Below are 25,984 nucleotides of genomic sequence, written 5' to 3' on the forward strand. Positions count from 1 at the left end.
CATGAAGAATCTTCGCATATTGGTGGTGGATGACGACCGCGACTTCGCCGAGGGCGTGGCCGACGTGCTGCAACTCCATGGCCACGAAACCGCCGTGGCCCATTCCGGCGAAGAAGCGCTGGAACTGTTTACCGAAAGCGAATTCGACGTGACCTTCATGGATGTGAAGCTGCCCGGCTGGAACGGCGTCGAAAGCTTCCGGGAATTCCGTCGGCGCTTCCCGGGCGCAAAGGTCGTCATGATGACCGCCTACAGCCTCGACAACCTCATGGACGTGGCCACCGAGACCGGTGTGATCGGCTCCTTTCACAAGCCCCTCGCCTTTGGCGAAGTCGAGGCCCTGCTGAACCGCGTGCGACAGGACGCCCGCGTGCTCATCGTGGACGACGACGTGGATTTCGCGAGAGAAGTCCGCGACGTGCTCGAGGTGGCAGGCTTCTCTGTGCGCTCCTGCTTCGACGGGAAGACGGCGATTCGGCGCTGTCTGGAAGAACCCTTCGACGCCATGGTCCTCGACCTGCGCCTCCCCGGTGCCAGCGGCGCGGAGGTATTCAGCGCCGTGCGCGAAGCACGACCCGACCTGCGAATTGTTCCCATCTCTGGATTTGATGAGGAGGCCATAGCAACTGCGCATGAGAAAGGCAAGATTGACCTCAAGAGCGTGCTCCATAAGCCTTTCAGCCCAGACAGCCTCCTACGTATGCTGGAGCAGGTCCCGGGTGTGGGTTGAAACTTCAATCAGCCTCATTCCGCAAGGTTTCCGTCAGCTCCGCCTCGATCTCTTCGATACTCGGCAGGCTGGAGGCCAGGTTGGCCGGAAGCGCGCGGGTGAGTTCGTAGTCCGCAACGCCAATGGGCTTGTGAATATCGCGTAGGGCATACTCCGCGACCACGCGGTCTTTGTTCTGGCAGAGAATGAGACCCACGGTAGGCGCATCGTGTTCATGACGGAGTTGGTCATCCACCGCCGAGCAGTAGAAATTCATCTTGCCTGCGTACTCCGGCTTGAAGTCGCCCTTCTTCAAATCGATAGCGACGAAGCAGCGCACATGGAGGTGGTAGAAAAGGAGGTCAAGATAGAACTCCTTCTCGCCCACGTCCAGCCGGTACTGTCGCCCGACAAAGGCAAAGCCACGCCCCAACTCCAGCAGGAACTTCTGAATATGGGTCAACAGGCCCACCTCCAGCTCCCGCTCTTGGAAGGGCTCCGCCAAGGTCAGAAAATCGAACACATAGGGGTCTTTTAAGAGCTGGGTGGCAATTTCCGCATGCGCAGCGGGCAGGGTCCGGTCAAAATTGGTCACCGCGCCGCCTTGGCGTTCGTGGGCGCAGTTTTTGATTTGGGTTGTCAGCGTGGCCCGGCTCCAGCCTTGTTCCAGGGCCTGCTGGGCGTACCACAGGCGAGTCGGGAGATCTTTTATCTTCTGAATCAATACAACATGGTGAAACCACGGCAACCCGACTGCCAGCTTCGTAGAAATGAGGGGGCTCTCCGGGAGGTGTCGTATTTTTGCAGCAGGCTGCTGCAAAATTGGCAATGAAGACTTTTGCTCACTTTTATCACTTTCATCTTCTTGAAAAGTCAATTTTGCAGCAGCCTGCTGCAAAATTGACGGTGGTCCGTATTCACGCGCAAACTGAATCATGTAGCCGAGATTGCGCTCTGAAAACCCTTTCTCCTCCGGCAATTCGTTCTTCAAATCAACGGCCAAACGTGGAATAACATTTGTACCCCACCCCTCTCGCTCTTGGCGCTCTAAGATCATTCGTCCCACATCCCAATACAGCAGAATCATCTCTGCATTTGCGGACAGAGCCGCACGACCCTGCGCGGCGCGGACGCGGCTCTTGATGTCACCCAACAGGTCGCGATAGATTCCCAAACCGGTATCGCCATGCTCAGTCATCTTCAGCCTCCAGCAGGTCCTGAACCGCCCCCTGCAGTTGTTGTGCTATCTCTTTGGCCCCGCCTTTGCCTGGTGCCACCTGATCGAAACTCATGGGCTTCCCAACGACCACGCTCAACCGCGTGAGCCTTGGCAGCCGCCGTCCCTTGGGCCAGCTTTCAAAGGCCCCCTTGATCGCGCAGGGCAGCACAGGCACGGCACAACCGCGCAGTAGGAGACCGATACCGGGCTTAAACTCGCCCAACGCCCCCGACCTGGATCGCGTGCCCTCGGGAAAGAGGATCAATACGTTGCCCGGCGTCTTGAGCAACTGCTGGCAGATCTTCAGGCTCTGCTGCGGGCCCGCCGTCCGGTGAAAAGGCAAAGCGTTTACAATGATCGAGGAAAACATGACGCGCGGGAGGGCGGTGAAGAAGTAGTCGGCCGCCGCCGCCGGAAAGATGCGGTGGCGCATGCGAAAGGGCAGCATGGAGATTAGACAAATCGCGTCCCAGTGACTCGAATGGTTGGCCACGAGGACGAAGGCGGAGTCGTTTGGAATATTCTCCAGTCCGGTGACGCGAAAGCCATGGAAGAGCTTCAGGCAACCGCGAATAAACAGTCCCGCGGCGGATCGCGTGGCGAAGATCCACATGGACGGCTCGCGGGGAAAGTCGCGCAGTCCATCCGCCAGATTCTTGTCCAGATCGCGCGCGCTATCGTAGTGCCATTCATCCATAGCGGGCTCCTATCGCACGCCGTAGAGGCCGTAGAACCAGTTCACCATGTGCAGGAAGAGGGGCGCGGTGAAGATCAGGCTGTCAATGCGATCCAGGATCCCCCCGTGACCGGGTATGAGCGCGCCCGTGTCCTTGATGTTGATGTCGCGCTTGATGACACTGATGGAAAGATCGCCCAATTGCCCGCCGATGCCTACGATGAGTCCCGTGATGATCAGTTGCAGTGACCCAAAGTGGGGCAGGCACGGTGCGGCGATCCACGGAAAAACCATGGATACGGCGAGCGCGCCGAGAGAGCCTTCCCACGTCTTGTTCGGACTGATTTGGTCGCGCAGTTTGTGGCGACCAAAGGCCTTGCCGAAGCAGAAGGCCGCAATGTCGTTGATCTCCACCGCCACAATGAGAAAGAGCAGATAGGCGTAGGGCCGGTCGGCATTCGCGAGGAAGGTCAAGTGACCAAACATCCACGCGATATACACGAAGCCCACCATCGCGAGCGACACCATTTGCAACTGGCCTTTGCTGCGGTTGCGCAGAATCGGGATCGTCAGTATCAGCGCGATGGCATAGACCGGCAACGTGCGGAACATGCCGAACCAGCCGGGGCGACCATTGTAGGGATCGGTAAGGATTGCGATAAAAAAAATCGCGCCGATGGACACATAGACCGAGCCCGTCATCCACCAGTCGCGGTAGAGTCCCGTGGCCCGGGCGAACTCGCGAAAGCCGATGAAGGCCACAATGGAGAAAAGTGTGATGGTGGCCTCGCGCCCGAACAAAACGGCCGCCAGCACCGTCGGGATCATGATCAGCCAGCCCTGGTAGATGCGCCACACGGACGTGACGTTCTTCCCGAGGGCGTACTTCAGCAGCAGCAAAGCCAGACCCGCGACAATGAGCGCGCCAAAGATGAAACCGCCGAGGAAGCGAACACTCGGGTCGTGCAGCGCGGCTTGGAAATTCATGACGCCGCCTTGCGGTTGAGCGCGTCGATGATACGCCGCAGGCGAACAACAACCGTCTGCAGGCAGCCCGCAATCACGACGATCAGCGTCCAGTCCATCACGGTCAGATTCCACACCGTGGGCAGATGCCACCCGCCCCAAAGCTGGAGCAGCAGGATCGTCGCGCCAATGTGGAGCGTCACCATGCGCCACGGCTTGGCCATGATGCCGCTGAACTCCCGCTGCACACCAACGGCCTGGCCAAAAATACCGATATACGCCGTGAACACCGCCAGGATCGCCGCCCAATAGCCCAAAGGCACCAGGCACAACCCACTATGCGCCACACCCGCGAAGATCATCACATCGGACACGCGGTCCGGTACTTCATTCACGATCTCGCCGTTCAGGCTCGCCTTGCCAGAGGCCAGCGCCACCATACCATCGAGCATGTTGAACCACAGCCGCGCATAGCAAAAAAACGAGCCCGCCATCAGCAGCCAGGGATAACTCGCCGCCTGCCAGAAACAAAGCCCCGCCAGGGCCGCCGCCACGACGGATAGATAGTTTCTGTGGCGGAAAGCTGAATTGACAAAATGATAAACGAATGGCCTACTCCCTTTGGACAAAACATCTGTGACGGCAATCACAGAAAGGAGCAGGCCATGCGAATGAAGACTGTGCGTCAAATTTACCTGGATTTTGAGCTTCCGTCAAGCCCGACGAAAGTGGTGGCGTCGTACCGCAAGAAGTACGGGTCCATCAATGCGCTGTTGCTGGCGAACCCGGCGGTGCTTGATTTGGTGCATTCGGATTTCTGCCGATGGCTCTCGACTTCTGAAAAGGGCCGTTGCAGCGGTTATACTTCTGAAGAGATTCTACGATGCCTGGTGGTGATGTTTGTGGAGCAGGACAGTTACCGGGACGTGGTGGTTCGGATCGAGAATAGTGATTTCCTACGCAGCTTCGTGGGGCTGGGTTTCGCGAAGCCGATGATGGATTTTTCCTTTGTGGGCAAGGCTTTTGCCGCGTTGTCAGGGGAAACCTGGCATGCGGTGAACCAGTCGTTGGCGCGGCACGCGAAGAAGAAGGCGTGGATCAGTGGCGAGAAGTTGCGCACGGACTCGACGGCGTATGAGTCCAATATTCACTACCCCACCGATTCTTCGCTCTTGTGGGACAGTTTCCGGGTTCTGTGCCGTACGCTGCGCCGCCTTCAAAAGGCGTGCCCGAAATTGGGCCTTACGCACCGCTACCACGACAAAAAGGTCAAGAAACTCGCCTTCTACATCGCCCGCAACGCCAAGAGCCGCAGCAAGGCAACGCAGCGACAGGTGAAACGCACTTATCGACTCCTCATAGAGCGGGTGGCGTGGATTGCCGGGATCAGCAACGAAGTTCAAAAGCTATTCGCGCACGCAATCCTTGAGGTGTCGGAACTTGTCCTGTACACCCCCGTCGCCGAGCGAATCGTCGACCAGGCCCAGCGCCGCATATTCGATGGCGAGATTGTTCCTTCGAACGAGAAGGTCTACAGCCTCTTTGAGGAGCACACCGAACTCTTGAAGCGGGGCAAGGCCGGGAAGCCGGTCGAGTTTGGTCATAAGGTGTTGATCGCTCAGACGGGCGAGAAGTTCATCACCCACTACAAAGTGATGCCGGAGCGCGAGGAGGACAAAGACCTCTTGGAGGCGACGCTCGAGGCCCATCGCTCCTTGTTCGGCAAGCTACCCGACACGCTTGCTGCCGACAAAGGATTCTATGCGAGTGTCGAACAACTGAAAGGGCTTGAGAAGAAGATCACGACCGTATCCATCTGCAAGAAGGGCCGGCGGACCAAGAAAGAGGAAGAGCGAGAGCACGGTGAAGAGTTCAAGGCAGGCCAAGCCTTCCGCGCCGGTGTCGAAGGGACGATATCCGTGTTAAAACGCGCCTTCAAGCTGAATCGATGCCTTTTTAAGGGTTATAAGAATTTTGCGTCGAGCGTGGGCTGTGCGGTGTTCTGCCACAACCTCGTTCTGCTCGCAGAGACATAGAAAATCGGCTTCGATTTTGAATGGTTAACGCGGGGCGACGGAGGGATGCGTCCCGAGGCGTCGGAAATCGACGTTCGATGACGAAATGCAGCATTATGGACGCCATCCAGAAGAGCTACACTGAACTAGGAATGAGAAAAACTCCGAAGGATGCGCCAGAAACGGCTATTCGACACAGAAACTAATTCATAATTCGTAATTCATAATTCTCAATTCCCTTGCGCCCGCCCCCCATATCCTGTACCCTTCTGTAGCAGTAATAAACCGGCAATCACCAAAGGGGAGCCCCATCCGTGCCCAGTCTATCCTGGAACGAAATCCGCCAACGCGTCAAAGTCTCAGAATGCACCAAGAGCGTCCTCGACGCCCGCCAGCCCCACCTCGACAACGGCGCAACCCTCGCCGACCTCTACGCCCCCCTCTACATGCCCGCACCCCTGTTAAAGATCCACCAAAACCTCGACCGCACCGTGGACCGCTGCAACAGAAAAGAGAAATTCGAGACCGAGCGCGAGCGCGTGGAGTTTTTGTTTGGGTTATATGAGGAGATGACAAATTGCTGAGAGAACCCACGGCAAAAACTTGACCGGACCAATAGAATCGAGAAAAGGCATGCAAATTTGGTTTCCAGAGCCGAACGCTCTAGACGACTCTGCATTGCGCAGAGGTGAAGATCCAGTCCAATATCTCGCTCGCTCCACAAGACATCGAGCCCGTGAGACACGTCGTTTTCTGAATGAAAACATCTCGATGCTACCAGCCGAAGCCCAGAAGGGCACCTACGATGCGCTTTGTTCCCGATATTTCAGTGCGTTCTTTGAGTTAATCGTCGGGCGCACGTTGCAGACCGTTGGGGCAACGATTGAGGTTGAAAAACAGCTTAGCAGTGGCAGACGACCCGATTTTCACGCCCACTTCCCGGATGGCACTATAATTGTAGAGGCTGTTAGCCCAAACTTTGACGCTCCATTCGGTGAAGAGTTTAAGCTTCGAAACCCGTTGACCGACATCGTTGAGAGCTTCGTACCCGATGGCTGGAGCGTCATGATAGCTCAGCTTCCGAACGTTGGTCCGAACGATTCGAAGCGTGAATTTAGGGCGAGGGTCAAAAGGATTATGGCAACCCTTCCACCTCCCGAACCCGGGGTTGATCTGTATCTTCAAGACAAACTTCCGACCGGACTCATTCGATTTCGTTTGATCCCGCGTCCACGTAATTCACCACCAGTCTTGGCAGAAGGTTCCGCTGCCTACCTCTCTAATTTCGAAGCAATTCTTGAGCAGAAATTTCGGGAAAAGCGGAATCAGATAAAACAGAAAATAGGCGAGTCTCTACCGGCTTTGCTCGCGGTCCAATACATATGGGATGACGCACTAGATGATTTTGATTCAGCGCTGTATGGACGTACGACCGAATCGTTCGATTCCTCGGGTAGAATTATTTCTCATTTCAGAAATGGCGGGTTGTTCGCGGGCAACAGTGAAGTTGAGCCTACATTCGCGGGCATCCTCGCCTACCGTGTTGGCTATACCTCCGTGTACGGTCCGGTACTCTACTGCCATCCACGTTTCAATGGTCAATTTCCGGAGGCGCTAAACAGACTAGAGCGACGGCAGTGTGTTGATGGCACGGATATAGTTTCCGACTCTGCCGATGAAGAATGGGCCACGGACCTTTCAAGGTCGTTGAAATTCGTAAGAAAGGAGTGAAGTTGCGTAGAAGAATTCGCCCAGAGCGTCCTCGACGCCCGCCAGCCCCACCTGGACAACGGCGCCACCCTCCCCGATCTCTACGCCCCCCTCTACATGCCCGCACCCCTCCTCAAAGCCCACCAGAACCTCGACCGCGCCGTAGACCGCTGCTACCGCAAAGAAAATTCGATACGGAAAGGGAACGCGTGGAGTTTTTGTTTGGGTTGTATGAGGAAATGACGAATTGAACCAGCAATGGTAGACAAAGGCATCCAATGGGAGAAAAGGTGAACATGGCGAACGATAGTCAAGAATCGATCGAGAGAAAGTGGCTGCGAACCTTTTGCTGGATAGTAGCTTTCGTGCTGATAGTCCAAGTTGGAGGGTACATTGGAATCCAGGCCTGGCAGGGTGATCAGCAGCGTGGTTCGTTCGGCGACATGTTCGGGGCAATCAATACGCTGTTCTCAGGATTGGCATTTGCGGCCCTCATTGTCACCGTCCTCATGCAGCGCGAAGAATTGAAACTTCAATTCGAGGAGCTGGAAAAGAGTCGAAAAGAATTCGAGAAAACAGCCGCGGCGCAGCAGGCGATATTGGAACTAACCAAATCAGAGAAGTGCGCACGCGAGGCACGGGAACGGCGGGCCGCGACCCTTACCTTGTATCCTTGGAAACGACACGATGGAGACCACCACATCGAAGGCATCGAAGCCTGGAGATTCTCAGCAACGAATCTCGGATCAATGGTAACTGAAGTGAAAGTATTCCTGGAGTCGGGCATAACAGTGGGAGGGCTGATAACGGATCCATGCCCCATCCTACCTACCGAAGCGAAACTCTCTATAGCCTTTACAAAGGACAACAGCACAACGAACTGGAACGGGCCGGAGAATTGGCCGACTGCGACTTTCCGAATAGAGTACGTCGACACGACCGGGGAGAGACGGACGCAGAAGTATGAGCTACAAAGAAACTGGGAGAATCTCATCACATGTATTGACCTTGGAACAGAGCAATCGGAGTAGGGTCCGGGTTGCAGTCGTCGACGCTCCGCTCCGCAACACGCTGTCCATCCGGACTCACCAAGACTATACTTCGGGTGATCGAAGCAGAGCTTCGGAACATGCATTCCCAAGCGGAGCTTGGGAACAAGTCAGAAGTAGAAGAATACGCCCAGAGCGTCCTCGACGCCCGCCAGCCCCACCTCGACAACGGCGCCACCCTCGCCGACCTCTACGCCCGGCTCTACATGCCCGCTCCCCTGTTAAAGGCCCACCAGTACCTCGACCGCGCCGTAGACCGCTGCTATCGGAGGGTGAAATTCCAGACTAAGCGCGAGCGCTTGGAGCTTTTGTTTGGACTGCATGAGGGCTTGACAGGAGGAAATGAGACGCGCCCTCAACCTGAAATCTTCGGGGCGGAGCGCCGAGGACCGCATTCCCAAGCGGAGCTTAACGACGCTTGGGAACGGGAAATAATCGTATGGCACGGATATTGAAGCACCAAGGGCGAAGTTATTAAGCTTCGCCCTTGGTAGGTTTATGATCTTCTAACATAGAGTTCAGCTTTTGCTCGATCTCGGTAATGTGCTGCTTTGTACTTGCGGAGTGTTCTTCTTGGCTTCTCAAATGTTGGAGCTGATCAAAAAGATAGTCTCTTTCTTTGACGTTGAATCTGGGTCGAGGTATCGACGGCGGTTCTCGATCCACGAGCGCACCGGTGTAGAAAGTCGGTTCCAACGGGGCGTCAACTATATCTCTTTCCGCTTGACTGACCGAACCCTCCAACACGTTCTGCAGCTCCCGAGTGCGCTCCGAACCGAGTAGTGCATCAAACGACTCGGGAGTCGCTCGCATCATCGACAAGAGCGCGGCTGCGTTAGGCGCGCCCAGGCGATATATGACCTCCTTTTCTTGAGCAGACAGAGGCAGAGTGACCACAAAATCATCGTACATGGCGAGCTTACCCTACAAGAGACTAGTTACTGATAGAGTACGCCTCCGAGCCCATCCTGTCAATATAGGCATATGGAATCGTTCCATAGCCGGGCGTTGGAACGCCGCCATTGGACGCGTTAATGCCCCAGTTTGTTCCCCAGCTGTTGCGGATGATAAATCGCCCTCCCCCAAGTCCTGGATTTGGCAAGTCTATATAACCGACCATACACATGGCGTGACCTCCCGAACGTACTTCGCCCGGAACTGGCATTGTAATATCTCCGCTGTAGGCCACCCACTGGCTTCTCAGCCACGAATTGAACACCGGGACGGAGAAAGCTACACAGCGCCCGTTGGCCAGTTCATTCTTAATATCAGAGACAGAAGTTGGCGCGATACGCTTGTAGGTCGGCGCACGATAGGTAAGGGCTTCAAGCTGGGCTCCTCCTGGTGGAGGACCTTGCCCTTCATTGCCTGGAATGGGCGTGGGATTATAGGGCCACGTAGATTCCAAGCAAGCTCCCTCTAGCTGAAGCAGTGGAAGAGCAACGGCCAGCCAAGTTCCCTCAGTGTTGGGAATTCCATCATTACGCTTACAATTCCAATACAGGAACTGTTCCGAAAGTTCATGAAAAGCGCCCTCAACCGTCAGAAAATGTTCATGAGCGGCAAGTGCCGCATGTGCGACACACGTGCCACGTGACTCTTGGTTGCGTACCGGAGGCAATTGCGGTATCAAGTTCACACTGCTCACTGGTGTAGCGAGCGGTAGTATGACACTGGGAGCGGTACTGGGTAACGGCACGTGGTCGATGGCAACTCCCAACGAATATGTCGCGTGACTGATCGAGTTCAGTGCGGATTGGGGAATAGCATTCGCAGATCCCATGATCGTATTCGCCGTGTTGACCAATGTGCTTACCGATACTCCCAAGTATTTAGCCAACTCTGGCCCGGCAACTTGAGCTGCCCCGATAAACTGTTCCAAACTGGTTTCCCCACTGAAACCCAAAGCCTCCAAGGCTTCTTTGAAGTCACTGAGGTCTTTGACGTCACTTACTTTCATTACAAAGCTCCAATCGTTGAGAGTCGCTAAGGGGGTTTCAGGCAACTCGGTTCTATTCGAGAATTTCACTGCCGACTAGCTTATGTCATCCAGAACATGGTGTACCGGCACCTCCCTGCGTTGAGTCGTTCTTTGCTTTTCGCCACATTGCTCCGACTCTGCTAAGACTCCGAAAGTGAGAATTTCTCACGGCGCACCGACGCCTACTGCCGTGATATCAACTGTTCGCTTCACGTTGAATGCAATGCGGGTGTAAGGGCGAAACGGAATCTCGATGTGTTCGGGGTTTTCCCAAGCCTGTTCACGAAAGTTCTCGTTAAGCTTTAGAATCGGATAGAGTCCAGGGGCTGCGGTCGCCACCCACGATACCTTTAGAGTCACGGTTCTCTCTGCAGTCACTTCAGATACTTCAAAAGAGGGGGACAAACCGTTCGGCCTCTTAAGGTTCATGAGTTTGTCCTTTAGAGTCTGACCGATCAGCTCTTTTCCAAGTCCCCCGAAGAGTCCTGGCGCGCCTCCGGCACCCGCGCTCAGTACCTTCTGGGCTGTAGTTGTGAGGAACTCGGCAAGCTTGCTGTTATCGACTTGGTAGTTCGCCTTCTCGACCATCCAGCCATTTTCGAAACCGAAGTTGACGCTTTGCTTTATTCCGCGCGTCTTCATCGCATACTGCTCCTCGAAGTCAGGCAGAAGAAGCACATCGAAGAAGTTGTTACCATCGAGTTTGATAAGCGGGCTCGTAGTAGGGTCACCTGAGGTTTCACCCGTAACGGTGGAGAGGGGCGGAGTGTCTTCCTTGTTTTCATCTCCCTTCTTGGCGGGTGCCGCAATCACTGTAAGGTCATATCCCGTCCGATGAAACAGCACCTCCGTGGCTTCGGTCTTGCCGCGTTCTGTGGCTTTCATAATCACTCCCACTGCAAAGTATCTCGTCTTGTCGCTTTTTACCGTGTCCCTGTCGGCGGTCGCAGCGTATTCACCTGGCGATTTGTCAGCTTCATATACTTTGTTCTCTTTTGTGCTTGTTAGCCGAATCGCTTCGGCCGGAAGGGGTACGCCGCTTGCATCAAGTGGAACGAGCGCCAATTGTACATTCGCCAACTTCCCGACAAATGGGGCGCTTGCCACGATTGTCGCTGAGAGACTCACCGCTTTGGAGTCTGGCGCCATGGTTCCTGGACTGACTGTGGCTGCCAGGTGTTCGGCCTGTGCCGCTATCGCTTTTGCGGGTGTCCCTGTTGACGTCAGTTCTGCACTGTAATCGGCACTACTATTCATTTCTGACTCTCGCTGAAGCAGTCCCTGCTCGCCAGAGAATGAGGCAAATCCAATCGAGCTAGTGCTTAGTCTGATGCATCCATCCGCGTCTGTAGCCCCAACAGTTCCTAAAGCTGATTTTCCCTCTTCACTCAGACTTTTCGTATTTATGCTTATCAACTCATCATCGGACGAAACCGTACCCGTCACAAAAAATTCGCCGCCAGAGACTGGAAACTCCTGTTTGACTGCTACATAGGGTCGCGGCAAGTAGTAGCGAAATCCATTTATCCGATCTGCCTGCTGCTGCTTCTTGTCGTTCCAGTACGCGTCCGAATATTGCGACTCATTGGGTATCTTTCGGACGTTAAAGCTCGCGCACCCAGCAAGAATGACGAGTGGGACGATGGTGGTGGACGCGAGGCGAATTAGACGGCGTGAGAGTTTCATTTGTTGACTCCTCAAGTTAAAGCACAGTGACCGTCTTGTTGAGAAAGCGTCAAGCCAGTGCGCCTCTTTGTATAGCACTTCACCGCAGCAGGACAGCAGGAAGTGTGCCGAGCCAGAATGTACTTGTCTGGGACTAAGCTTGGGCGGATTAAGCAGTCCGAACATCAACTACCACAGCCGCACTCCACTACATTTTTGCGTCCGCATGCCATAGGTCGTGAATCGAGTCGCCCTTTTGAAACATTCAAGTGCCTCGAAAGCATGCAGAACCAGTGCACAATATTTGTGCGCCGCGCAGTCTTAAGTCCGGAGTAGGATTCGATCTCAAGGGGCTTTCTCGATGTATGGGGAACTACTCATGAATTCCCCCCCTCCCCGCCTACCCCTTCCCCACCCAAAAGTGCAACGTCTCATCCTATCTTATAGTGGGGGATCCATCACGCCCCGCACCCGGAATCCTACCAACCACGGAGATCCACCATGCCCATCAACCAGCCCTACGACCCGCGCTACAAAGCCAAGATCTTTGTCCCCAAGCTGACCGAGGAGGAGCGCCGAGCCCGCGCCACGCCGTTGGAGAATCTCCGGAGCCTGCGATTCCGGGCCGAGACGCCCGCCGCGCCGGTGGACGTTCCCGTCCCGGCGGAATCCGTGGCCCAGGCGCCCGCGACGCGGGAGAACGCCGCCCCTGAGGCGGTGCCCGTGCTGGCGCCGGCGTCCGCGTCGGATTGCCGCCCGACCGCCCTGGAGGTCCTCCTCGCCGAGTTCCCAGAAATCTTCGCGCCCCAGGGTAAGCAGCACCTTTCGGAAGCACACGCGGACGACGAACGCCCCCTCAGCGCCGGGCACATGGGTCACGACGCCCCGTGGGGTCACCCTCGCCACAGCAGGGCCTATGTCAGGTCGCGATACACCGCCCTGCGCCCTTGCGAGACCGGTAGGCGTTCCGTTCCCGTGCCCGTACACATGGATGTGGGAAAGGAAGTTGAAGGTACCCCGTACATCCTTCGCAACCAGGCCTATCTCACGCCTGGGCGCGGCTCAATAGTTGACCTGATGAGGCGTGCTTATTCGGCCCGAAGGGCCAGCGCAGCTTTCAGCCCTGGGCAACGCCCAGGGAAAAGTAGCCAGCTCTCGTTCTCGCCCTGAAAGGGCAGTGCAGTTACTTGGCGCCGCAGACCTTCCATCGGGAACTGCCTTGCCCTTTCAGGGCGAATAAATGGGATGATCTCATATCCCCAGGCGTTGCCTGGGGCTGGAAACTGCGCTGGCCCTTCGGGCCGAATGACGATACCAATCGACTTCCTGCGCAACCGCCGAACGCTTCGAACCCCCTACCCCCCGATCCCATACTCCGCGATCTTGTTGTGTAGCGTGTTCCGGTGCACGCCGAGCACTCGGGCCGCCGCGCTGACGTTGAACCCGCAGGCTTCGAGGACTTTCACGATGTGCTTGCGCTCGACTTCGGCGAGGGGCAGCAGTGCGTTGCCGTGGGGGTGGTCGAGGTCGTCGTTGGGCTGGGCGGCGTGGTTGAGGAAGGCCAGGTCGTGGGGGGTGATGTGTTCGCCTTTGGCGAGGGCCGTGGCCCGCTCGATGGCGTTGCGGAGTTCCCGGACGTTGCCGGGCCAGGGCGCTTTTTCGAGGCGTTCCATGGCTTCGGGGCTGATGCCGAGGCGGGTCTGCTTGTTGCGCGTGGTGTAGTCGTGGAAGAAGTGCTGGGCGAGGAGGGGGATATCGCTGGGGCGCTGGCGGAGGGGCGGCAGCTCGATTTCGACGGCGCAGATGCGGTGGTAGAGGTCGCGGCGGAAGCGTCCGTCGTGGATGGCGCGTTTGAGGTCGCGGTTGGTGGCGGCGATGACGCGGACGTCGGCGTGGGACTCGCGCTCGGCACCGACGGGGTGAAAGACGCCCCGTTCGAGGACGCGGAGGAGGCGGGCCTGGTTTTCCAGGGAGAGTTCACCGATTTCATCGAGAAAGAGCGTGCCCTGGTGGGCCAGGGGGAATCGGCCGAGGCGTTTCTTGTCGGCGGAGGTGAAGGCGCCTTTTTCGTGGCCGAACATCTCGCTCTCGAAGAGGTGATCGGGGATGGCCGCGCAGTTGACCGAGATAAGGGGTCCGGCGGCGCGGGGGGAGCCCTCGTGGAGCATTTGAGCGGCCAGCTCTTTGCCCGTGCCGGTCTCGCCGGTGATGAGGACATTCAGCGGCGTGCGGGCCATGTCGCGGATGAGGCCCCGGGCCTCTTTGATGGCGCGGCTTTTGCCCAGCAGCGGCCAGCCCCCGGCGGGGCTTTCATCCAGCGCGGCGACCTCGTCCTTCAGCGCGTCCACGTGGCCGAGGGTCTTGTAGTAGGGCGCGGCAATCTGTGCGACGGACAAGAAAAGGTGGAGGTCGCTTTCGTCGTAGGGGCGCTGTCGCGCGGCGCTGCGGACGATGAACGCGCCGATGGCTTCCCCGCCGATGCAGAGGGGCGCGGCCATGATGAGGTCCAGGCGCCGGGCCCCCTGCTCTTTGGTGCGGATGGGCGTGAGAAAAGCCTTCCTGTCACCCAGGACTTTATCCAGGGCGGAGAGGAAGCACCCGTCGCGGTCGATATGCTCCGGGTGCCAGTGGATGGGGCCCTGGGGGGCGGCATCCGGGTTGGCGGCCTTGGGCGGCGCATCGCGCAAGGCGATTCCCGTGCTGTCGGGACTCAGGGCCTGTGCGATGGCCGCCAGGCAGTGCTCGTGGAGTTCGGCGCGGCGGGTGCACTGGCTCAGGGCGCGACCAAGTTTGAAGAGTTCCACCAGACCCGCGAGGGACTGGGGCTTACCCTCCAGCAGGGTGGCGGAGAGGTCTTCGCGGTTAAACTCCACGGCGTGATCGAAAAGGCTCAGGGTGACATCGCCCAGCTCGCTGCCGGCGGGCGGCCGGGCCGGCGCCTTGCCCCGAGTAACCATGAAGACGGCGTTGCCCAGGGTGATGGTGTCTCCAGGACCGACGACACCCTTCTCCACGGCTTCGCCGTTGATGAGCGTCAGGTGGCTGCTGCCCAGATCCTCCACGTGGACGGCGTCGTCGCGCTGGTAGACCCGGCAGTGGCGTCGCGAGACGACGGGATCGCTGATGACGATATCGCAGCCCAGACCCCGCCCGATAACCAGGGGTTCGGGCGCGATCGCCCAGTGGACACCTCGATGCACCCCAGACTTCGCTGTCAGAATCCAACCCATGGTCTCTTCCTCACCTTGAAACCCGCGCGCCGCGCGCCCCTGTCCATGAAACTCCCGAGGTCGTCCCCCGGACGGGTAGGACACCCTTGGACACGGCGTGAAATTCCGCGTGTGCTGCCGAAAAGGCCCCACTGTTGCGCTGAAACAACTACCGGATTCTAAGTATTACCATTTTTAGCGTGTTATGCAACTTTATACTACAGGACATCAACGCCATGCGTGCCGCCACCGCGTCCGACGGGTGAATATTCCACCATTCCCCGTTGTAGTGCCGCCAGCGCTATACTGGGGTTCGGTTTGAAGTTCCCCTTAACCTGAAGGTACGTGGATGGATACGAAACAATCGCAGCAGGAATACGGCGGAGGCTCTTTTCTGCACCCGGCCACAGGCGGGCTGATCCTGGGGCTGGACTGGCTGCTTTTCTCCGGGGCCGTGGTGTCCGGTGCGGTGGCGTTGCCGATTGCGGTGGTGCTGGGCTTCACCGTGGGCGGCCTGGGCACCTGCCTGATTCAGCGCCACTGGGCGCGGGAGCGCTGGAGCCGCGCGCTTTTCAAGGGCCTGCTGGGCGGTATTGTGGTGGGCCTGCCCTTCCCCATCTGCGGCACCCTTGTGGGCGGCGCGGTGCTGGCCTCCTCCGGGCTGGATCAGATTCGCGATCGCGCGGCCCGCGCCCTCGCGGACAAGGCCGGGCAGCCTGGCCCCGCGCGAAACATCGAAGGGAAGTGAAACGTCGGCTATTCGCCGTCGCGGTGAACGGTGTCGGGCGAGAAAGCGGGAATGCACACGGCGATATACTCGGCGCCCTCCGCGCCGGGGGTGCTGTATTGTATCCACTCGCCCTTGTAGGTGATGATGGCCTCGCCCGCGGAGACCACGGCGGTCTCGCCGGATTCGTCGGTGACGTGGAGCTGGCCATGGAGGACTACGGTATACTCCGCGAACTCCGGTCGCTGCCCCGGCTCCACCCAGCCGGAAGGGCTCTTCATGTGGGCGATGCTGAGGTGCTCGGTGCCGGTGTTGGCCAGCCCCACATACTCGCGGATGATCTTGGGCTTGTTGCCCGCCGCCTCGCTGATGGAAGGAAAGGGGATATACTTGGGCATGGCGCTCGCTCCAATTCACATAACGGGAATCCGCCCGCCTACGGCGGATGCATTCCACAACTATAGAACAAGACCCGCGACGATGCAATCTGGTTGCCAAGTCTCGGGGGAAAGCTCCGTGCCGGTGAACGCGCCATGACCGTGAGAATTCGCCCCGCCCGCCGCGAAGACGCGGCCCAGGCCGCACCGCTTATCTTCAGCGCGGGACCAAGCGCCTTCAACTTTGTCTTTTCCCATCGCACACGCCTCGGAGCCGAGGGCTTCATCGCCCACGCTTTCAAGAGCGAGCGCGGCGAATTCAGTTGGCGCTACCATCGCGTGGCGGAGCTGGATGGCGAAGTCGTGGGCACGGCCGTCGGCTACACCGGGGCCATGGCGAAGGCTTTTCTCTGGCCCGCCGTGGGGCATATCTTTCACTGCTATGGCCTCATCGGGGCTGTCCGCGTCATCCGGCGCGGGCTGCAAATCGAGAAAATCATCGTGCCGCCGTCGCGCCAGGATATGTTCTATATCGGCAATGTCGCCGTGCTGCCCGCGCTGCGCGGCCGGGGCATTGGGCGGCGGATCATGGCGCACATGCACGCGGAAGGCCGTGACCTCGGCGCTACCCTGTGCGCGCTCGACGTTTCCGCGGAGAATCCCCGCGCTCAGGCGCTCTACACGCAACTGGGCTATCGCGTGGTGAAGGAGAATCCGAGCAGGCTGGTCAACGCGGCGGGCCGGGTGGCGGATCACCGGCGGATGGAGCTGGAATTGTGAATAGAAATGTATGACTTGGCGCGCTTTGACTATTTCATCGAAATGGGCGACGCGTCGCCCGCCCTCAGCCATGGGGCGAAGGCTCTCGTCAACACGGGCATCACGCCCCAGGCCAGCGTCAACACCACGAAGCCGGTGATCACGGCGGTGGTGGCGACCACGGGCAAGGCGTGGAGCGGTGGGCGTAAAATCGCGGACCACACCACCACCGAGGGAAACACCCCCATCCATGTGAGCAGCGCCATTTTCCATCGCGGCGGTGCGCCAATGGCCCCCCGCTGAAAGAAGGCTTCGAGTCCGTGCAATTCTCGCTTGCTGCAGCCGCTCTCGACCAGGGGCGCGACTTCTTCTTCCCACGCCGCGAAGAGGTCGGAAGCGTAGAACGCGTCGCGCGCCTCGCGGCTTTCGAAGGAGCGCAGGATGCCGTATTCGCGGCTGTCCGCGCCGGGCGCCGGCCGCAGCAGGTGTACCCCGGTGACACCGTGTACGCCGATGGAACGCTCGATGAAGGCATACATGGCCTTCTCAAACGCCGCTTCCTTTCCGGGTTGTACCAATCGGGTAATGGCTACGTGAACCGGCTCCATTGCGCACTCCTGGGGTCTGCGTTGCGTTTTACTCGGACAAGTCACCGGACAGCCGCACACCCTTGTGATCGCCGTTCCGATACATGACAAACCCGTCCACCGCGCCCGCTGCCGACCGCGTAAAGGTGATCTGGCCGCCCTCCACAATCCGGAAAGTCGTTTCACTTTCGGGGAAAAGGTGGGCTGACTTGCCCGTGCCGGGATTCAGCAGCAGCCCCGCTTCCCCGCGCTCGATGGTGATGATGGTCTTGCCGTCCAGCACCGAATAGCGCCCCAGGAAGGGCGTCAGCGCTTCGTCGGACATTTGGATGCGGGTGTCATAGACTCGGGGCGTGGCGCTGGTGATGCTTTTCAGCTTCGGGCTGTGCTGGAAAAGATCTTTCAGCGCATTCCGATGCTCACCCTTTGCGAGTTCTTCGGCGAGATCGAGGGTAATCATCTCGTCGTAGTTCGCGAGATTGAATACGTGCACCTTGCGCGCTTTCAGATCGAAGATGTTGGAATAGCTCGTGAAGGCTTTGGGGCCGCGCTGGTGGATGGTGTCCAGGGCCTTCTTTGCCACGTCCACGGGCGCGCCCGGCTCACCGCGCAGCACGCGCTCCGCGAGCACGAATCGCTCGCAACGAAAACCCGAGGCCGCCAGGCGGGTGTTGGTGATGAGCTGATGGTCGCCCTCGCGCAGCACGATGTTCAGGCCCGACTCCGGGAGCCACGTGACCACGATGGACGCCCCCGATGCATCGGCCAGCATGAAGTGTCCGCCGGCGAGGTGCCTGCAGTTGTACTCCTCGAAAAGGGTTGCGGCCTCATCCACCGTAGCGCAGGTGTCCATAATGAGTTCGAGGAGGTTCTTCGTATCTTTCTTTGCCGGGTCGGGCGCCCAGGGCACCTCGGCGGTCACGGCGGCATCGAAACAGAGGCCTTTTTCATTCATGCCGCCCTGGGCGAAACGATCCTTGAAACCGAAATTGACCCGCCCCAGCCGCCCCTCCGCCGCGGGGACAAACCAGACATAGCCCGGTTCGACGTAGTCCTCGTTATTGCCCATGAGCACCATGCCGTCGCGGACGAGGGTGAACATGGAACAGGCGTGGGATTGGGTGCCCGAAACAACGGCAACCATCACGAGCAGTAAAACCAAGAGTATTCTCACTGTGTAGTCCTCACAACTGGTCCAGCCCCTATGTATGCGAAAAGCAGAATGCCACGCAAAGGCGCGAAGACGCAAAGAATGCTATCGCACACATCTACCATACGCGCCCGCAATCCTGGCACTTGTGGCGCCGATAGAAAAGTGGGAGATACAGCCCGCAGGTCATAAACGTCAATAACAGAAGCCAGAAGAAGCGCATGGCGTTCTCCCCCACGTTTTTCGAGCCGCACATGGGGCACTGGGAGAGATTCTGTTGGTAGCGCGCTTGCTGCGTGGCGTCCAAGCCTTGAATGACGCTCGTCGCGGCGAGGGCATCGTCCTCGCGGACGGCCAGCTTCACGCCGCCAATCACCTGCGTGTAGAAGGGGTAGGTCGATGCGAAGTTTTCGTCGACAAGCCACGATTCAATACCCTCGGCGTCGAGTCGCACGCGGGCGAGGTGGGCCGCTGTGGCCTCCGGGTAGGTGCCGATGATGACTTGGCTGATACTCATGTGGTTGCCCTCGTGGTGACCGATTTTCTGATGGAACTGCCGTGCTTCAGGGAGAGTGTAGCATTTTTTCCAGTTGATAGTTGATAGTTCAAAGTTGATGAGGGAGTGCTTATGGGTCTTATGGGTCTTATGGGTCTTATGGGTCTTATGGGTCTTATGGGTCTTATGGGTCTTATGGGTCTTATGGGTCGTATGGGTCGTATGGGTCTTATGGAATCGTGGCACACCGGGCTCAAGATGTGTGGCACATCTTGATTACCATTCAGCGCGCCGATTCATTCGAGGTGGACTGTGAACCTGCGTTCACTGCACAACCCTATCATCTGCATGCCAACGCGGAAGGTAATCGCGCGCCAACGTGGCTTAGGCTTCCAGCCTGAGACAGTGCCTGCATTGGTCAAGACACCGAGTCTTGTGTTTAGTGATCTCGGTACACCAACAGATTGAGGCGCACTTTGGTGGCTAGCGTAGACATTGTCTCAGGCTGGAAGCCTAAGCCACGTTGGCGCCGCTCCTGGTGTCACGGTACCCGCGAGGGTCGCGGTAAGTCTCGCGATGTCGAGTGGCGCTGATTGTGGATACTATTGGCCCTGGGAGCTATTTCAATGCTCCGGGGCCCTTCCCCCCCAGAGTTGACCCGGCGCCCAGGCTTTCCCTATCGTTAGGCGTGTGTTGTACCCATTGCACCGTCCCCTCCCAATCAAGGAGTAATCCATGCGCTATCTGTTGGCCGTCACTGTCGCCCTTGCCCTCGCTGGCTTGTGTCCCGCCGAGTTGCAGAATGTTGAGGTCGGATCGGGCGTGACTGTCCGCAATGCGGGCAATTTCGACAACCCAAGCGTATCGATTTCACTCAACTTCCAACCCGGCCCCGATCGCGGCCAGGGCGTGGGTACGCTCTTCGAGCTCAAGTTCGGAGAGAAAGGGATGATTCTCGGCGCGGGCTTCGACGATGCGCATTCGACGTACATGCGCGACAATAACCGTCAGTTGGTTTTTTTCTACAAATCCCCCGCGCCCGAAGCCACCGTCACGCCCCTGGGCAAACCTTTTGGATCGGATAACAACGCCGCGCGCCTCCAGGTGGATGGCGACACGCTGGTAGCGGTGGGGAATTACGGTCGACGCGCGCCCTACCTCACGCCGGACAGCAATGGCGGCTGGAAACCCATTGATGCCGAATGGGCCACGCAGGCGGAAACCTATGGCGGTGTGCAGTTTGTCAACAACGGTCGCCTGATCTTTGAGAACGAGCGCATCACGTACAACGGCGAGGCGATCTATACCTCCACCCTCGGCGCGGGGCGCTACTATTATGTGAACGGCCAGATGGTCGTCTGCCATGTGAAACCCGACATGCTCTACGTCGCGCCTTGGAAACCCGGTGAGACGATTGCCTTGGAAAACGCGAAGTCTTTCCCCATTGTCGGCAGCGTGTTCACCCTGGGCAACTACGACGGCGAGATACTCATCACCACGAACGTGGGCGAGTTCTACAGCTATCGCGATGGCCAACTGACGACCCACCGCGTTACCGACGGCAAGAGCTGGCAGGGCTACAGCATGATCCGCTTCTACGACAAGGTGCTCATCGGCCAATACCCGACCGGTTCTCTCTTCCAATACGATAAAGAGGGCCTGAAACCTTTCGAACCGGCGATTCCCGTGCCCGAGGGCGTGTCGGCGAATGCGCGCGAGGCCCAGACGCTGGCCATTTATGGCGGCTATCTGTATGTCGGCGTGTGGCCCTGGGGCGAGTTGTGGCGCTTTGACCATGAGGCAGGAACCTGGACCTTCGTCACGCGGGTCTTCACCCAACCCGAATTGAGCATCGAAGATCAGGAGCCCTACGCTCGCGCGATGAAGGATAAGCCACCCGCGTACAACGCCTGGGGTCAGCGCATCGTCAGCCTGAGCAATTTTGACGATTCCATGTACATTGCCACGATGAACAAAGGCGGCACGCCCTGGATTCCGGAAGTCCAGGCGGTGATTCCGGAATCCGCCGTGGCGGAGTATGGCGTGGTGCACAAGCTCACCGCACCAGGGCAGGTGGCTGCGCCGTTCACGTGGAAGGAGAAGACTGAATTGACATTCACCATGGCTGAAGGGAAGATGCTTATCTCCCAGGATGGCGTTGGCATCGGTAATGCGGAAATCAGTTCTACGCCCAATCTCAGCACGTTCAATCAGGACAATCTAGCCCTCGCCAATGGCGTCTACGGGCCCTGCACAGGGACCGTGTCGCTGACTTCCTTTGCGGCGGTGGATCGATGATTCGCTTCATCCTTCTGGTGACGGCACTGTTATCAACCGTGTCCGCCTATGCCGAAGCACCGTTCCGCGCGGCCTATGTACATCTTCACCGCGTGGCTATTCCCGGCGACTCGTTGGAGAAGCGCCTCGCCGATATTGACAAGAGCATTGCAAATGCCAAGCGCGCGGGGCTCAATATTCTTATGCCCTATGCGGCGGATTCGTCGGGCCGCTCGTATTACCCCGGCACGTATCATCCCGAATCGCTCTATGGCGACTGGGACGCGCTCGGGGCCTATATCAATGCGGCGCGGGCCGCAGGCCTGACCGTATACCCCGCAGTACCCGTGCTGATCTGTGGACACGATGCGCCCGCGGGCATTCTGTTAAGACATCCCGAGTGGGCGCTGCGCGAGAAGGACGGCGCACTCGGCGGCTACATTTCCGCCGCGAATCCCGAGGCGCGTGCATGGATCACCGGGATGCTGAAGGAGGTCGTGGCACGCTATCAACTCGAGGGTGTGCTGCTGGATTATCTGCGCTACCCGAACAAGCCCGTGGACCTCGATCCCGTCGGTGCGGCGGCCTTCGCTGCGGCGAATCCGGACGGAAAACACGCCATCACGGATCGCGGCGACACACCCTGGCAGCGTTTCAAAGAATCCCAGCTCACGATGCTGATGGCGGATATCAAGGCCGCCCTGCCAGACACGACGCTGGCGCTTTATTGCTGGGGGCCCCACGTGGCCAGCGGTCATTACGTGGGGCAGCGCTGGGCCGACTGGGCGAAGGCGGGCTATCTCGATATCGTGAATGTTTCCGGCTATTGCTACACGGACAACTATGGCGAGAAATACTTGGAAGTATTTCGCCAGCGCCTCGCGGACGCCCGTGCGCTCGTGAAACCGGAAGAGAGCGATGCGCGATTCACCTTCTGCCTCGGCGTGGTGACGAGTCACGGTAAGATCAAGTCGGCCTCGGAGATTCCGGAGTACATCGCCGCCGCGAAGGAAGCGGGTATCGAGGGTGTGGCGTATTTTACGTTGAATACCCTGGGTGAGCTCTCAGGGACAGGGTCGCCCCCATGACTTCGCGTTGCGGATACGCCCAATCACCAACCCAATGCAACCGTACAGACGACATGTTCGCAACGGGCGGGCCTGTCCTGTAGTTTAACGTCGCTACGTCATACAACAGGACAGGCCCGGACCTTGTACACGCGCCCCTGGATTTGGTGCCTTTGGCCAATCGACACTAACATCGCGTTCCAAGTCGTGGGTCCGACCCTGTCCCTGTGATGCGATCCCGTGCCTCGTTTTGGTTATACTCCATTGAGTTTCGCTTATTCGCCAGCCAAGTCGTGAACCGTATCAGTCTTTGGAGTGCCCCATGTTACGTTTACTCGCCCTCGCGTTTCTCTGCCTTCCGGTATTCGCAGACACCCTTGTCGTAGCCGCGCACAATGCCTCGGACAAGGTCAAAGCCGCCGCCGACTATGTAGCGGATGGGGAGGGAGATCAGGAAGAAATCAACGCGGCCATCCGCGCGCTGCCTGAGTCCGGCGGCACGGTGCAATTGACCGAAGGCACTTTCGATATCCGCCGTGTGGAGGGCGCTCTCGGCGGCGTGCTTATCGAGCGCAGCAATGTGACGCTCGCAGGCCGGGGCGCCTCCACGAAGCTCATCCAGGCCCCGGAGCAGGAAACCAACGTCATCCGTATCATCGGCATGGGCGTGGGCCACGTCACCATCCGCGATCTCTACGTGGACGCCAATCGCGACGGCAACCCCCTCGGCGAGGGCGCTGAAAACGTTTCTCACGCGCGTTTTGAGTTTTGCGGTATCAAGGCCTATCGCACCTTCCCCGGCGGACCCAGCGGCGAGGACACCCACGACATCACCATCCGCAACTGCCATGTGGTGAATGCGCGCCGCCTGGGCATCATGCTTGAAGGCCCGAACATGAACGTGGTGGACAACTTCCTGGGGAATGCCACCTCCGACGTGGTGGAGATACTCACCGGGCCCGGCGAAATGCGCGGGAACTATGCGGAGATCACGGGCCGCACCCACGTGGCCTTTGGCTCGGATCGGGGCAACCACATCATCATGGCGGACAACATCATCAACGTAACCCCTATCGGCGATATCGACATTGGTTTCCGCACCTGGTCAAACTCCAAGCACCACGCGATCAACGGCAACGTCATCCGCGTGGAAAAGGGAGGCAAAATGGGCCGCGCGATGGATATTCGCGGCACGGAGACGGCCATCACGGGCAATAGCGTTTTCAATGCGAACGAAGCGCCGCTGCCGCTCTACATCACGGCGGGTAATGCCGTGGTGACGGGGAATGTCTTTGAAAATGTGACCCTGATCGTCGCGGATGAAACGGAGGCGCAGAAGCCAATTATAATCAAGGACAACATCATGGAGAATTCGACGGTGGAGCACCGGCGTGGCAATGTGAATCCAGCGGAATAGGGAGCTAAACCACGAATGAACACTAATTCACACGAATGGGAAGAAGGAGCACATCGCGCGATGATTTTGCGCAGTTTGCCCGCTGAAACGTTCACTATGAGGACGAGGTGTAGGTTCGTTATTCGTGTCTATTCGTGTTCATTCGTGGTTCTCTTCCTCGTGCCCTTTGCTACATCGATAGCCCGTGCGGAAGCACCCGTTTCCCCCCGCATTGATCTCCCCGATCCCGAAACTGCAGCCGCCTACGAAGCCGCCGCCACGCAGAACGTCCTTGCCGCAGTGAACCCCGCTATCTTTCCCGGCTACTGGTCCGTCTGTGCCGATGGCATCGGCCACGGCCATGGCAACACCTTTCCCGCGCTGGACGGGCATCAGATGGCGGATGCGCTGCTCTATCTTGGCGAGGTAGAGACCGTGAAGCTGAATTGGAACTATGTGAAGTCCTTCCAGCGCCCCGATGGACAACTCCCCTTCGCCATCTTGCCCGCGTCCGCCGGAAAGCCGATTGGTCCGCCGGAAGGCGGCATTTCGGTCGATCCCAATGGGGGTCTCTACACGCACTGGGTGCCGGACAATCCCCTGCGCGCGCTGGGCTACACGACGTATATACAGAATGCCGATGTGCTCTATCGCATCACGGGCGACCTTGCCTGGCTCAAGGAAAACCTGCCGTCGGTCAATCTCGCGGCCGACTATCTCGCGGGCATGACCACGCCCGAAGGCGCGGTGGGCGGCGCGGGCTATTATGTGGAGCGGCCGACGCGCGTGGAGTACGATGGCGTGACCCAGGGCCATGCGGTGGATGCCTATCGCCGCCTCGCGGACCTCAACGAGATCGCGGACGACAGCGACGCCGCGAAACGCTGGCGCGTACTTGCGGAACGTGTCGAGGCTCACTTCCAGACGAAGTTCTGGGCGAGCGAGCATTTCGCGGAGTACATCCACCCGCAACATGGCGCCATATCGAATCACGGACTTACCGACACCGACTGGACCGCCATTGCCATGAAGGTGGCAACCGAGGAGCAGAAGGCGAAGCTGTGGCCCCAGCTTCAGCACGAAATGAAGTTTCGCTACGCCGGCGTGCCCACGGGCATCGCCACGCTACCGGAGACCTACGAGTCCTGGGAGTTCAGCCACGACGATCGCATGGACCTCGCCGCCATGGGCCGCGTGTGGTACATCGAGTGCCATGCCCGCGCCAACATGGGCGATGCCGATGGCCTCGCGGACGCCATTCGCGCGGTGTGCAAGGTGGGCCGAGAAAATGGCTACTACTGGCGCGAGCGGTACAACGCCGACGGCGGATTCGGGGTGGAGAAGTATTGCGAGTATCCCGCCAACCTGATCCGCGTGGTGCAGCGCTTTGTGATGGGTGTGGTGTATCGCCTCGACGGTTCGGTTGCGCTGGCGCCGAATGTGCCGGCGGACTATTGGGAGAAGGGCTTCGGCCAAACCCTCGCCTGGCGAGGGCGGAGACTTGACTATCGCTTCACGGACACGTCTTTTTCAGCGACCTACGATGGCAACTCGGGACTCAGCATAAGTATTCGCTTCCCGGAAGCGTGGTCCAAAAAGACGCTCGAACTCAAGACAGACGGGCTCGCCGCTGTAATGAATAGTGCAGGCAACTGGGCTGAGGTCCAAGTGGTGGTTCCAGAAGGTGCCGAGACAGGCAGTCTCGTCATTCGCCCCTCGGAATAGATTCCAGTTTTCCATGAGCCACAGGTCGAAGGAGTATCCTTGGCGTAGCTTGTGGTTCCGAATGTGGGTTAAGCTTCCAGCTTGACACGAAGCGCATGTCGGTGGAAAGCGGCCCCAGGAATGTGTATATCGTCCACAATCTGTCCAACAAAACGCAGTGGTCCTTCCAACAGCATCGTCGCTTTTGTGTCAAGCTGGAAGCTTAACCCACCTTCGGCCCACCT

At 58.5% G+C, this 25,984-nt stretch carries 25 protein-coding genes; 13 read left to right on the forward strand and 12 right to left on the reverse strand.

All coding sequences use genetic code 11. The features are described 5' to 3' along the window. The first annotated feature begins 1 nt into the window (after nt 1). Nucleotides 2–730, forward strand: coding sequence for a response regulator (locus JNK74_06060; protein MBL7645742.1), 729 nt, complete (start codon nt 2–4; stop codon nt 728–730). 4 nt (nt 731–734) lie between these two features. On the opposite strand, the gene JNK74_06065 is transcribed toward JNK74_06060, so the two are convergent. The 4 genes from JNK74_06065 to JNK74_06080 are packed head-to-tail and all read right to left on the reverse strand — an operon-like array spanning nt 735 to nt 4,124. Continuing rightward, on the reverse strand, nt 735–1,907 hold the full coding sequence (locus JNK74_06065) for a DUF1016 family protein (protein ID MBL7645743.1): 1,173 nt from the start codon (nt 1,905–1,907) through the stop codon (nt 735–737). Beyond that, a complete protein-coding gene (locus JNK74_06070; GenBank protein MBL7645744.1) occupies nt 1,900–2,625 on the reverse strand; it encodes a 1-acyl-sn-glycerol-3-phosphate acyltransferase in 726 nt (241 codons plus the stop codon). Before JNK74_06070 ends, JNK74_06065 begins: the two co-directional genes overlap by 8 nt. A 9-nt stretch (nt 2,626–2,634) precedes the next feature. Continuing rightward, on the reverse strand, nt 2,635–3,591 hold the full coding sequence (locus JNK74_06075) for a phosphatidate cytidylyltransferase (protein MBL7645745.1): 957 nt from the start codon (nt 3,589–3,591) through the stop codon (nt 2,635–2,637). After that, a complete protein-coding gene (locus JNK74_06080; GenBank protein MBL7645746.1) occupies nt 3,588–4,124 on the reverse strand; it encodes a CDP-alcohol phosphatidyltransferase family protein in 537 nt (178 codons plus the stop codon). The genes JNK74_06075 and JNK74_06080 overlap by 4 nt, the downstream gene beginning before the upstream one ends. A 42-nt stretch (nt 4,125–4,166) precedes the next feature. Between JNK74_06080 and JNK74_06085 the strand changes: the two genes are divergently transcribed. From JNK74_06085 to JNK74_06105, 5 genes are all read left to right on the forward strand, one after another. Continuing rightward, nucleotides 4,167–5,606 (forward strand): ISNCY family transposase, encoded by a 1,440-nt coding sequence (locus JNK74_06085; GenBank protein MBL7645747.1) that lies wholly within the window; start codon nt 4,167–4,169, stop codon nt 5,604–5,606. A gap of 293 nt (nt 5,607–5,899) precedes the next feature. Further along, on the forward strand, nt 5,900–6,169 hold the full coding sequence (locus JNK74_06090) for a hypothetical protein (GenBank protein MBL7645748.1): 270 nt from the start codon (nt 5,900–5,902) through the stop codon (nt 6,167–6,169). A 49-nt stretch (nt 6,170–6,218) separates the two neighbouring features. Next, the gene (locus JNK74_06095; GenBank protein MBL7645749.1) at nt 6,219–7,316 is read left to right on the forward strand and encodes a hypothetical protein; all 1,098 of its coding nucleotides are present in this window, start codon (nt 6,219–6,221) and stop codon (nt 7,314–7,316) included. Between the two features lie 275 nt (nt 7,317–7,591). After that, entirely contained in the window at nt 7,592–8,326 is a 735-nt protein-coding gene (locus JNK74_06100; GenBank protein MBL7645750.1) for a hypothetical protein, read from the forward strand. 98 nt (nt 8,327–8,424) lie between these two features. Next, a complete protein-coding gene (locus JNK74_06105) occupies nt 8,425–8,799 on the forward strand; it encodes a hypothetical protein (GenBank protein ID MBL7645751.1) in 375 nt (124 codons plus the stop codon). Nucleotides 8,800–8,818: 19 nt separating this feature from the next. Here JNK74_06105 and JNK74_06110 read toward each other — a convergent pair whose 3' ends face one another. The 3 genes from JNK74_06110 to JNK74_06120 all read right to left on the reverse strand — a co-directional run bounded on the left by JNK74_06110 (nt 8,819) and on the right by JNK74_06120 (nt 12,011). Further along, nucleotides 8,819–9,256, reverse strand: a complete 438-nt coding sequence (locus JNK74_06110) for a hypothetical protein (GenBank protein ID MBL7645752.1) — start codon at nt 9,254–9,256, stop codon at nt 8,819–8,821. 22 nt (nt 9,257–9,278) lie between these two features. Beyond that, nucleotides 9,279–10,304 carry a C1 family peptidase gene (locus tag JNK74_06115; GenBank protein MBL7645753.1) on the reverse strand — a complete coding sequence of 342 codons (1,026 nt, stop codon included), beginning with the start codon at nt 10,302–10,304 and terminating at the stop codon, nt 9,279–9,281. 186 nt (nt 10,305–10,490) lie between these two features. Further along, nucleotides 10,491–12,011 (reverse strand): hypothetical protein, encoded by a 1,521-nt coding sequence (locus tag JNK74_06120; GenBank protein MBL7645754.1) that lies wholly within the window; start codon nt 12,009–12,011, stop codon nt 10,491–10,493. A gap of 480 nt (nt 12,012–12,491) precedes the next feature. Between JNK74_06120 and JNK74_06125 the strand changes: the two genes are divergently transcribed. Continuing rightward, nucleotides 12,492–13,160, forward strand: coding sequence for a hypothetical protein (locus JNK74_06125; protein ID MBL7645755.1), 669 nt, complete (start codon nt 12,492–12,494; stop codon nt 13,158–13,160). 185 nt (nt 13,161–13,345) lie between these two features. Here the strand turns inward: JNK74_06125 and JNK74_06130 are convergent, their stop codons facing one another. Further along, nucleotides 13,346–15,220 (reverse strand): sigma 54-interacting transcriptional regulator, encoded by a 1,875-nt coding sequence (locus tag JNK74_06130; protein MBL7645756.1) that lies wholly within the window; start codon nt 15,218–15,220, stop codon nt 13,346–13,348. 328 nt (nt 15,221–15,548) lie between these two features. On the opposite strand from JNK74_06130, the gene JNK74_06135 reads away from it, so the two are divergent. Further along, nucleotides 15,549–15,947 carry a hypothetical protein gene (locus tag JNK74_06135; protein ID MBL7645757.1) on the forward strand — a complete coding sequence of 133 codons (399 nt, stop codon included), beginning with the start codon at nt 15,549–15,551 and terminating at the stop codon, nt 15,945–15,947. A gap of 8 nt (nt 15,948–15,955) precedes the next feature. Here JNK74_06135 and JNK74_06140 read toward each other — a convergent pair whose 3' ends face one another. Next, nucleotides 15,956–16,324 carry a cupin domain-containing protein gene (locus JNK74_06140; GenBank protein ID MBL7645758.1) on the reverse strand — a complete coding sequence of 123 codons (369 nt, stop codon included), beginning with the start codon at nt 16,322–16,324 and terminating at the stop codon, nt 15,956–15,958. 135 nt (nt 16,325–16,459) lie between these two features. Here JNK74_06140 and JNK74_06145 point away from each other — a divergent pair, with 135 nt between their 5' ends. Next, the gene (locus tag JNK74_06145; GenBank protein ID MBL7645759.1) at nt 16,460–17,083 is read left to right on the forward strand and encodes a GNAT family N-acetyltransferase; all 624 of its coding nucleotides are present in this window, start codon (nt 16,460–16,462) and stop codon (nt 17,081–17,083) included. A gap of 29 nt (nt 17,084–17,112) precedes the next feature. Here JNK74_06145 and JNK74_06150 read toward each other — a convergent pair whose 3' ends face one another. From JNK74_06150 to JNK74_06160, 3 genes are all read right to left on the reverse strand, one after another. Further along, the gene (locus JNK74_06150; protein ID MBL7645760.1) at nt 17,113–17,670 is read right to left on the reverse strand and encodes an antibiotic biosynthesis monooxygenase; all 558 of its coding nucleotides are present in this window, start codon (nt 17,668–17,670) and stop codon (nt 17,113–17,115) included. A gap of 28 nt (nt 17,671–17,698) precedes the next feature. After that, nucleotides 17,699–18,823, reverse strand: coding sequence for a hypothetical protein (locus JNK74_06155; protein MBL7645761.1), 1,125 nt, complete (start codon nt 18,821–18,823; stop codon nt 17,699–17,701). Nucleotides 18,824–18,917: 94 nt separating this feature from the next. After that, nucleotides 18,918–19,316, reverse strand: coding sequence for a hypothetical protein (locus JNK74_06160; GenBank protein MBL7645762.1), 399 nt, complete (start codon nt 19,314–19,316; stop codon nt 18,918–18,920). A 714-nt stretch (nt 19,317–20,030) separates the two neighbouring features. On the opposite strand from JNK74_06160, the gene JNK74_06165 reads away from it, so the two are divergent. From JNK74_06165 to JNK74_06180, 4 genes are all read left to right on the forward strand, one after another. Next, complete coding sequence (locus JNK74_06165; GenBank protein ID MBL7645763.1) at nt 20,031–21,593, forward strand: hypothetical protein; 1,563 nt, start codon at nt 20,031–20,033, stop codon at nt 21,591–21,593. Then, a complete protein-coding gene (locus tag JNK74_06170; protein ID MBL7645764.1) occupies nt 21,590–22,660 on the forward strand; it encodes a family 10 glycosylhydrolase in 1,071 nt (356 codons plus the stop codon). The genes JNK74_06165 and JNK74_06170 overlap by 4 nt, the downstream gene beginning before the upstream one ends. A gap of 301 nt (nt 22,661–22,961) precedes the next feature. Continuing rightward, the gene (locus JNK74_06175) at nt 22,962–24,056 is read left to right on the forward strand and encodes a hypothetical protein (protein MBL7645765.1); all 1,095 of its coding nucleotides are present in this window, start codon (nt 22,962–22,964) and stop codon (nt 24,054–24,056) included. A 144-nt stretch (nt 24,057–24,200) separates the two neighbouring features. Continuing rightward, on the forward strand, nt 24,201–25,760 hold the full coding sequence (locus JNK74_06180) for a hypothetical protein (protein ID MBL7645766.1): 1,560 nt from the start codon (nt 24,201–24,203) through the stop codon (nt 25,758–25,760). Nucleotides 25,761–25,984 lie beyond the last annotated feature (224 nt).

Source organism: Candidatus Hydrogenedentota bacterium, assembly GCA_016791475.1.
Classification (GTDB): domain Bacteria; phylum Hydrogenedentota; class Hydrogenedentia; order Hydrogenedentales; family JAEUWI01; genus JAEUWI01.